The organism is Caulobacter sp. HMWF025 (assembly GCF_003060965.1).
Lineage (GTDB): Bacteria > Pseudomonadota > Alphaproteobacteria > Caulobacterales > Caulobacteraceae > Caulobacter.
In genome coordinates this window covers 2,896-12,237 of record NZ_QAII01000171.1, presented here as the reverse complement: position 1 = coordinate 12,237, position 9,342 = coordinate 2,896, and the positions used below count along the sequence as shown (strand labels likewise).

The 9,342-nt window shown below is 66.3% G+C and carries 8 protein-coding genes; 6 read left to right on the top strand and 2 right to left on the bottom strand.

From position 1 onward, the window contains the following. Positions 1-158 precede the first annotated feature (158 nt). Both DBR10_RS17930 and DBR10_RS17925 read left to right on the top strand, forming a co-directional pair. On the top strand, positions 159-1,043 hold the full coding sequence (locus DBR10_RS17930; RefSeq protein ID WP_108504111.1) for a 4-(cytidine 5'-diphospho)-2-C-methyl-D-erythritol kinase: 885 nt from the start codon (positions 159-161) through the stop codon (positions 1,041-1,043). Continuing rightward, a complete protein-coding gene (locus DBR10_RS17925; RefSeq protein WP_108504110.1) occupies positions 1,040-1,708 on the top strand; it encodes a peptidylprolyl isomerase in 669 nt (222 codons plus the stop codon). Before DBR10_RS17930 ends, DBR10_RS17925 begins: the two co-directional genes overlap by 4 nt. Before the next feature lie 107 nt (positions 1,709-1,815). On the opposite strand, the gene DBR10_RS17920 is transcribed toward DBR10_RS17925, so the two are convergent. Together DBR10_RS17920 and DBR10_RS17915 are read right to left on the bottom strand one after the other, a co-directional pair. After that, complete coding sequence (locus DBR10_RS17920; protein ID WP_108504109.1) at positions 1,816-3,342, bottom strand: ammonium transporter; 1,527 nt, start codon at positions 3,340-3,342, stop codon at positions 1,816-1,818. Positions 3,343-3,371: 29 nt separating this feature from the next. Beyond that, a complete protein-coding gene (locus DBR10_RS17915; RefSeq protein WP_035046383.1) occupies positions 3,372-3,710 on the bottom strand; it encodes a P-II family nitrogen regulator in 339 nt (112 codons plus the stop codon). A 67-nt stretch (positions 3,711-3,777) separates the two neighbouring features. Here DBR10_RS17915 and DBR10_RS18980 point away from each other — a divergent pair, with 67 nt between their 5' ends. The 4 genes from DBR10_RS18980 to DBR10_RS20325 form a co-directional block, all read left to right on the top strand. Next, the gene (locus tag DBR10_RS18980) at positions 3,778-4,062 is read left to right on the top strand and encodes a hypothetical protein (protein WP_146184082.1); all 285 of its coding nucleotides are present in this window, start codon (positions 3,778-3,780) and stop codon (positions 4,060-4,062) included. 70 nt (positions 4,063-4,132) lie between these two features. Further along, the gene (locus DBR10_RS17910) at positions 4,133-5,017 is read left to right on the top strand and encodes a glycine--tRNA ligase subunit alpha (RefSeq protein ID WP_108504108.1); all 885 of its coding nucleotides are present in this window, start codon (positions 4,133-4,135) and stop codon (positions 5,015-5,017) included. A 6-nt stretch (positions 5,018-5,023) separates the two neighbouring features. Beyond that, a complete protein-coding gene (gene glyS, locus DBR10_RS17905) occupies positions 5,024-7,306 on the top strand; it encodes a glycine--tRNA ligase subunit beta (protein ID WP_108504107.1) in 2,283 nt (760 codons plus the stop codon). A 469-nt stretch (positions 7,307-7,775) separates the two neighbouring features. Then, on the top strand, positions 7,776-9,342 hold a 1,567-nt coding region (locus DBR10_RS20325; protein WP_442861129.1), incomplete at its 3' end, for a pyruvate, phosphate dikinase.

Below are 9,342 nucleotides of genomic sequence, written 5' to 3'. Positions count from 1 at the left end.
CGCGTGCTCAGCCTGGACCCGGACGAGAAGCAGAAGGCCGAGGCGACGGCCAAGCTGAAGGACGGCCTCGGTCCGCCCGCCATGGCCGCCACATCGACCATCGCGCGCAACTGAGCTAAGCCAGCGGTCCTGCGCCGTTCCAGATACGAGGGCCGAAGATGCGCCTTTCCGCCTTTGCTCCGGCCAAGGTCAACCTGTTCCTGCACGTCGGCGGACCGGATGACGAAGGCTATCACCCGATTTCGAGCCTGATGGTCTTCGCTGATGTCGGCGACGCGGTGGCCCTGCAGGCCAGCGAGGCCTTGGCCTTCGAGACGACCGGACCGTTCGGCAGCGAGATCCCGGCCGGAGACGACAACCTAGTCATGCGCGCCGTCGCGGCCTTCCGGGGCCGCATCGCCATGCCGCTGCCGCCGTTCCGCCTGCTGCTGGACAAGCGCCTGCCGATCGCGGCCGGACTGGGCGGTGGATCCAGCGACGCCGGTGCCGCCCTGCGGCTTCTGCGTGATGCCCTTGCGCCGGCACTCGCCGATGCGGACCTGGAGACGGTGGCGGGCAGTCTGGGGGCCGACGGAGCCGTCTGTCTCTGGGGCCGTCCAGCCCTGGCCGAGGGACGCGGCGAGCGGCTTTCGGCGGCGCCGGAACTGCCGCCGCTGCATGCGGTGCTGGTCAATCCGCTGGTGCCGTCGCCGACCGGGGCGGTCTATCGGGCCTATGACGCGGCCGTGGCCGCCGAGGGCGAAGCCCGGCCCTGGATGCCCGAGGCCTTCGAAAGTGCCGAGGAGGTCGCCGCCTGGCTGGCCATGGCCACCCGCAATGACCTTGAAGCGCCGGCCGTCAGGCTTGAGCCGCTGATCGGGCAGGTGCTCGAAACCCTGCGCGACGAGCCCGAGGTGCTGCTGGCCCGGATGTCCGGCTCTGGGGCGACCTGTTTTGCGCTATGCGCCGGGGATTTCGAGGCCGAGGGCCTGGCCGAGCGGCTGCAGACCCTGCGTCCGGACTGGTGGGTCCGGCGCTGCATTCTGGGAGAGGGGACACGATGATCCGGCGCAGAGACCTGCTGGCGCTCGCGGCCACAGGAGCCGCCTTTCCGGCCATGGCCCAGACCGCCCCGGCGGCTCCGGCTCCAGCTCCGGTCTCGCCTCCGTCGATCGTGCGCGTGAACCTGGAGACGGGGCAGGGGCTGATCGTCATCGCCCTTTATGTCGACAAGGCCCCGATCACCACGGCCAACTTCCTGCGCTATGTCGACCAGAAGCGCTATGACGGCGCGACCTTCTTCCGGGCGGCACGCGCCCCTGGGCCGGTCGACTACGGCCTGATCCAGGGCGGCGTGCAGAACGACCCGGCCAGGGTGCTCAAGCCGATCCCGCACGAGCCGACCACCCTGACCGGGATCAAGCATCTGGACGGGGTGATCTCGATCGGCCGCAATGCCCCGGGCACGGCGACCTCGGACTTCTTCATCTGCGTCGGCGATGCGCCCTATATGGACGCTGATCCTGCCGCCCCGGGCGACAACCTGGGCTTTGCCGCCTTTGGCCGCGTCGTCGAGGGCATGGACGTGGTCCACAAGATCATCCGGCTGCCGACCCCGGGCAAGGCGACCAATCCGGTCATGCAGGGCCAGATGCTGGATCCGGTTGTGCCGATTCTCCGGGCCCGTCGGGCGCCGGTCGAGGCCCCCGTCGCACCCGCAGTGCCCTAGCGCTTCCGACCGGCGGTCAGGGGCCTCTGCTTCCCCAGACGGACCGGCAAAAAGAAAGGGCGCGGAGCCAAGCTCCGCGCCCTTCGCCGTTTCAGCTGAGCCGGGGCTTAGCTGTGATAGGCGCGTTCCCCGTGCTCGGAGATGTCCAGACCTTCTTCTTCGGCATCCGGCGAAGCCTTCAGGCCGATGATCAGCTTGATCACGAAGAAGACGATGGCCGAGGCCACGGCCGACCAGATGATGGTCACGCCGACCGCCTTGACCTGCGCCATGACCTGGGTGGCCATGCTGTAGACGGCGGTGTCGCAGGTCGACAGATCGCCATCCTTGCCGCAGCTCATATAGTCGACGACGCCGGCACCGCCCCAGGCGGGGTTGACCAGGAAGCCGGTGGCGATGGCACCGACGATGCCGCCCACGCCGTGGATGCCGAAGGCGTCCAGGCTGTCATCGTACTTCAGCGCGTTCTTCACGACCGAGCAGAAGAAGATGCAGATCGGCGAGACGATCAGGCCGAGGATGATCGAGCCCATCGGACCGGCGAAGCCGGCGGCCGGGGTGACGGCCACGAGGCCGGCGACCAGACCCGAAGCCATGCCGAGGGCCGAAGGCTTCTTGCGGGTGACCCACTCGACCACGATCCACGACAGGCCGGCCATGGCGGTGGCCAGGAAGGTGTTGATCATCGCCAGCGAGGCGTAGCCGTTCGATTCCAGGTTGGAACCGGCGTTGAAGCCGAACCAGCCCACCCACAGCAGACCGGCGCCCACGAGGGTCAGGGTCAGCGAGTGCGGCGGCATCGGCTCCTTGCCGAAGCCCTGGCGCTTGCCGAGGATCAGGGCGCCGACGAGGGCGGCGATACCGGCATTGATGTGCACCACGGTGCCGCCGGCGAAGTCCAGGGCGCCGAACGACCAGCTCAGACCGGCCTTGATCGGGGCGGTCGGGTTCAGGGCGATGGCGTCAGGACCCGGCCACCACCAGACCATGTGGGCGATCGGATAGTAGGAGAGCAGGGGCCACAGGACGGCGAACACCACCACGGCCGAGAACTTGATGCGCTCGACCAGCGAACCGATGACCAGGGCGGCGGTGATCGCCGCGAAGGTCGACTGGAACGCGATGAAGGTGAATTCCGGGATGACGACGCCGGTCGAGAACGTCGCAACGTTGCTCGCGGGGGTGACGCCGTTCAGGAACAGCCGGCTGAACCCGCCGACGAAGCTGTCCCAGCTTCCGCCGTCGGTAAAGGCCAGGCTGTAACCCCAGAGGGCCCAGGTCAGGATGCCGATGATGCCGACGGTGGAGACCTGCATCATGACCGACAGCATGTTCTTGGAGCGAACGAGGCCGCCGTAGAACAGGGCGAGGCCCGGCAGGATCATCAGCAGGACCAGCAGGGTCGAGACGAGCATCCAGGCGTTGTCGCCCTTGTCCATCTTGTCCTCGATGGTCGGAGCGGCGACCGGAGCGGCTTCAGCCGCAGGCGCTGCGGCCGGTGCCGGCGCAGCCTCGGCGGGCGCGGCGGCGACCGCGGGCGCGGCCTCCTGGGCGAAGGCGACGGCTCCCATCGGAGCCCCCGCGAGGGTCGCGGCGAGCATGAGCCCGGCCAGCGGTTTGAACGTCAATTTCATCGTCGGTTATCCCCTGTTCCCGATGAGTACTAGAGAGCGGCCGGGCCGGTTTCACCGGTCCGGATGCGTACGGCTTCTTCCACGTTGAGGACGAAGATCTTGCCGTCGCCGATCTTGCCCGTGGCCGCAGCGGCCTTCACCGCTTCGACTGCCTTGGCGGCGGACGCATCGTCCACGACCGCTTCCAGCTTAACCTTGGGAACGAAGTTCACTTGGTACTCCGCGCCCCGATAGATCTCGGTCTGGCCCTTCTGACGGCCGTAACCCTTGACTTCGGATACCGTCAGACCCTCGACGCCCGCTGCAACGAGCGCCTCACGGACCTCGTCGAGCTTGAAGGGTTTGACGACCGCTATGATCAGTTTCATCCGCCTTGCTCCGGCCCGCTGACTGTGCGGGCTTGCCTTGTTCTGGTTTGCGGGCGCCAGGCGCCCGATGAGCACCGACGACGCGGCCCTTGCGCGCTGCATCGTTTTCCCCGGCCGCTTCACGCTATCGGGCGGGGTCGCGATCGTGCGGGTCCGGATCAACGAATTGGAAAGGAAATGGGCACCGAGTTCAAAAAACAGGCATTTGCTGTCGTTAATGCGTCAAAAACCGGCGTCTTGGGTCTCCGCGCTCAACGTGGGTTTGAGGCGCGCCTTGTGCCGGGGAGCAACCGTTCCCAACGGCCGCAGCGGAATGGGCCGGCCTGGCCTGTTGCCGGCCAACTTGGCTTGAAGCTCCGGGCCCCGGGCCCTATGGTCCGCCGACTTTTTTCCGGCCCTGTTCGGACACGCCCTGGACCCAAATGTCGCGCCCAAAGCCCACCTCGTTTCAAAGCCTGATCCTGACGCTCCACAATTACTGGAGCGAGCACGGCTGCGTCATTCTGCAGCCGCATGATGTCGAGGTGGGGGCAGGGACCCTGCACCCGGCCACGGTGCTGCGCGCGCTGGGTCCCAAGCCCTGGAACGCGGCCTATGTGCAGCCCTCGCGCCGTCCGGGTGACGGGCGCTATGGCGAGAACCCCAACCGGCTGCAGCACTATTACCAGTACCAGGTGATCCTGAAGCCCAACCCGCCCAACATGCAGGACCTCTATCTGGGGTCGCTGGAGGCGATCGGCCTGGACCTGCGCATCCACGACATCCGCTTCGTCGAGGACGACTGGGAGAATCCCACCGTCGGGGCCTGGGGCCTGGGCTGGGAAGTCTGGTGCGACGGCATGGAGGTGTCGCAGTACACCTATTTCCAGCAGGTCGGCGGCCTGGACGTTTCGCCGGTGGCCGGCGAGCTGACCTACGGCCTCGAGCGCCTGGCCATGTACGTGTTCGGCGTCGACAACGTCTATGACCTGCCGTTCAACGATTCCGGCGTCAGCTATGGTGATGTGTTCCTCGAGAACGAGCGCCAGCAGTCCGAGGCCAACTTCCACGGCTTCGACGTGGCGGTGCTCAAGCAGCAGTTCGAGCAGATGGAAGAGCAGGTCCCGCTGATGCTGGCCCGCTCCTACCAGGGCAAGGCCCTGGTCCTGCCCGCCTATGACATGGTCCTCAAGGCCAGCCACCTTTTCAACCTGATGAACGCGCGCGGCGCGATCGCCGTCGCCGAGCGCGCCAGCTACATCGGTCGCATCCGCGACCTTTGTAAGATGTGCGCCTCCGAGTGGGTGAAGCAGCAGGAAGCCGCGTAAAGTCAGATGCCCCAACTTCTCCTCGAACTGTTCTCCGAAGAAATCCCCGCGCGCATGCAGGCTAATGCGGCGCGTGATCTGGAACGCATGGCGCGCGAGCATCTGGCCGCCGCCGGCTTCCTGCCCGAGGCCCTGAAGACCTTTGCCGGTCCGCGCCGCCTGACCCTGGTGGTCGAGGGGCTGCCGATTGCCCAGGCCGACCGCAAGGAAGAGCTGAAGGGCCCCCGCGTCGGGGCCCCGCCGCAGGCCATGGAAGGCTTCCTGCGCAAGGCGGGTCTGACGCAGGACCAGCTGGTCGAGCGCGACGGCGTCTGGATGGCCTTCATCGAGAAGACCGGCCGCGCCACGCCCGAGATCATCGCCGAGATGGTCGAGGCCATTGTGCGCGGCTTTGCCTGGCCCAAGTCGATGACCTGGGGCAGCGGCAAGCTGCGCTGGGTGCGGCCGCTGAAGCGCATCCTCTGCGTCTTCGACCGCGAGATCGTGCCGCTGACCATCGACGGCATCGCGAGCGGCGACATCTCCGAAGGCCACCGGTTCATGGGGGATGCCCAGCCGTTCCGGGTCCGCGACTTCGACGCGTATGCCAAGGGCCTGAACGACCACTTCGTCGTGCTGGACGTTGAGGAGCGCAAGGCGCGCATCCTCGAGGGCTGCAAGACCCTGTGTTTTGCCCGCAATCTCGAACTGGTCGAAGACCTGGGCCTGCTGGAGGAAGTCGCGGGCCTGGCCGAATGGCCGACCCCGGTGCTGGGCGACATGGATCCGTCGTTCCTCGACCTGCCGGCCGAGGCGATCCGCACCTCGATGCGCACCCACCAGAAGTATTTCGCGGTGCGTGATCCGGCCACCGGCGGCCTGGCCCCGCACTTCATCACCATCGCCAATATCGCCGCCGCCGACGGCGGCAAGGTGATCGCCGCCGGCAACGCCAAGGTGCTGTCGGCCCGCCTGTCCGACGCCCGCTTCTTCTGGGACGAGGACCGCAAGGCCGGCAATTTCGAGGAGTGGCTGGAGAAGCTGAACGGCGTCACTTTCCACGCCAAGCTGGGCACGATGGCGCAGCGGGTGAAGCGCATTGAGGCCCTGGCCCGCGAGATCGCGCCGCTGGTCGGCGCCGATCCGGACAAGGCCGCCCAGGCGGCGCGTCTGGCCAAGGCCGACCTGGCCTCGCTGATGGTCGGCGAGTTCCCCGAACTGCAGGGCCTGATGGGCGGCTACTATGCCCGTGAAGCCGGTCTCGACGACGACATCGCCGACGCCATCCGCGACCACTACAAGCCGCAGGGCCCGGCCGACGCGGTGCCGACCGCGCCGCTGAGCGTGGCGGTGGCCCTGGCCGACAAGCTCGATACGCTGGTCGGGTTCTTCGAGATCGATGAGAAGCCGACGGGTAGCAAAGATCCATACGCTTTGCGTCGCGCGGCATTGGGCGTGATACGCACTGTGCTTGCGAACGATGTTCGGGCCAGCGTTGTCTCAGATCTACTCTTCCCTTGGCATCAGGCGCGTATTTCGACTGCAATGGATCAGTTGCAGGAAGAGCTTTTTGCGAACTTGGATAAGGTTGGAGCGGCTGCTTCTCTGCACGACGATCTTAGATCAATGGCTCGCCGAAACAGCCGAGACTACTCAAGTGTTTTCCGCCTGATGGGCGAGGTTGAGCTTGATCCATCCGCGACTGAGAATGATGAAGATATCGCAATTGCTATCGGCGGTTTCGTCAGCAGGCAATCTACTGTGCTTTGGCAATCTAGCGTCGTTCTTTCTAGAGACCTGCTCGCCTTCTTCGTCGACCGCCTGAAAGTCACCCTCAAGGACCAGGGCAAGCGGCACGATCTCGTCGACGCGGTGTTCGCCCTCGGCGACGACGACCTCGTGCGCATCGTCGCCCGGGTCGAGGCGCTGGACGGCTTCCTGAAGACCGACGACGGCAAGACCCTGATGGCCGGCTACAAGCGGGCCGGCAATATCCTGAAGGCTGAAGAGAAGAAGGGCTGGAAGGCGGAGGGCGAACGCAGCCTGCTGGACGACGCCTCGGTTCCGGAAGTGGCCTTGCACGACGCCCTGCGTCTGTTGGAAGCCCCGCTGGATCAGGCCCTGGCGGCCGAGGACTTCACGGCCGCCATGCAGGAGCTGGCCGGGCTGCGCGGCCCGGTCGACGCCTTCCTCGACGGCGTGTTCGTCAATTCCGAGGTCGCCGCCGAGCGCGACAGCCGCCTCAAGACCCTGGCCGCCGTCCGCGACGCCATGGGCCGGGTGGCCGACTTCGGGCTGGTCGCCGGGTAGGGGGAGTAGAACTCCTCAACTCGACCAAACTTCCGTCATCCCGGGCCTTGTGCCCGGGCCCCCTCTATCCGCCGCAAGGGCTGAGGGGTGTCGCGGCCGTTCGGCTGACCGCCACACCGGCGTCAGCTGTAAGTGATTCCAAGCAGCACGCCGGCCCAGACTGTCCGAAACTGGAACACGTGTGGGCCTTGATGGGGCCCGTGTTGGACCTCTGACAGAGTCTGTAAGCGGTCTGGCTATGCAGGTCCCAGAGACTTCCCAGTCAAGACAACGTTGTCATTGGAAATATTTGCCGAATTATCGATCTGGCAGCGTTAACGCAAAGCGCCGGTGGACGACTTCTTGACCGAAGTGCTAGTGAACGGGCCGGATATTGCAGTGCGGGATCACCGTGAAATGCTATGTCCCAAGGCAAGACGATCCCGCAGAGGATCGCGGCCTTTTCACTTATCGCAGGGTGAATTCAAATATGCCGGTTGAGACGCTGACCAAAGCCCGTTGGGTCTATTCGTTCGGAGGGGGCGGCGCTGACGGCGACGCCTCGATGAAGAATCTGCTGGGGGGCAAGGGTGCCAACCTGGCCGAGATGTCCTCGCTGGGCCTGCCGGTCCCGCCGGGCTTCACGGTGACCACCGAGGCCTGCGTGCACTACTATGCCCAGGGCAAGCAGTATCCCGCCGAGCTGGCCCAGCAGGTGGCCGATGGTCTGGCGACCGTCGAGACCCTGACCGGCAAGCGCTTCGGCGATGTGGCCAACCCGCTGCTCGTCTCGGTGCGCTCGGGCGCCCGGGCCTCGATGCCGGGCATGATGGACACCGTCCTGAACCTGGGTCTCAATGACGAGACGGTCGAGGGCCTGGCCAAACTGTCGGGCGACCGCCGCTTTGCCTATGACAGCTATCGCCGCTTCATCCAGATGTACTCGAACGTCGTGCTCGATCTGGAGCACCACATGTTCGAAGAGATCCTCGACGACCACAAGGAGCGGCTCGACATCCATGTCGACACCGGGCTGACGGCCGACGACTGGGCCGGGGTGATCAAGGACTACAAGGCTGCCGTGGCCCGCGAGTTGGGCAAGCCTTTCCCGCAGGACGCCCAGGAGCAGCTGTGGGGCGCGATCGGTGCCGTGTTCGCCAGCTGGATGAACGACCGGGCCAAGTTCTATCGCCGCATGCACGACATCCCCGAGGCCTGGGGTACCGCCGTCAACATCCAGTCGATGGTGTTCGGCAATATGGGCGAGACCTCGGCGACCGGCGTGGCCTTCACCCGCAACCCGTCGAACGGTGACAACCGCCTCTATGGCGAGTTCCTGATCAACGCCCAGGGCGAGGACGTCGTCGCCGGCATCCGCACGCCGCAGTCGCTGACCAAGGCGGCCCGCGAGGAGATGGGGGACACCACCCCCTCGATGGAAGAGGCCATGCCGGTGGTCTTCCAGCAGTTCAAGACCGTGGTCGAGACGCTGGAGCGTCACTATCGCGACATGCAGGACATCGAGTTCACGGTAGAGCAGGGCAAGCTCTACATGCTGCAGACCCGCAATGGCAAACGCACCGCCAAGGCGGCGCTGAAGATCGCCGTGGACATGGCGGCCGAGGGCGTGATCTCCAAGACCGAGGCCATCGGCCGGGTTGAACCCGCCTCGCTGGACCAGCTCCTGCACCCCACCATCGACCCTTCGGCCCATCGCGACGTGATCACCGTGGGTCTGCCGGCTTCGCCCGGTGCGGCCACCGGCAAGATCGTGTTCGACAGCGACGCTGCGGAACAGGCCGCTGCCAACGGCGAATCCGTGATCCTGGTCCGCGAGGAAACCTCGCCCGAGGACATCCACGGCATGCATGCGGCCCGCGGCATCATCACCGCACGCGGCGGCATGACCAGCCACGCCGCCGTCGTGGCGCGCGGCATGGGCCGGCCCTGCGTCTCGGGGGCCGGCGACGTGTCGATCTTCCCCAAGGAAGGCCTGTTCCGGGCCAAGGGCCGCGAGTTCAAGGCCGGCGAGATCATCACCATCGACGGCTCGACCG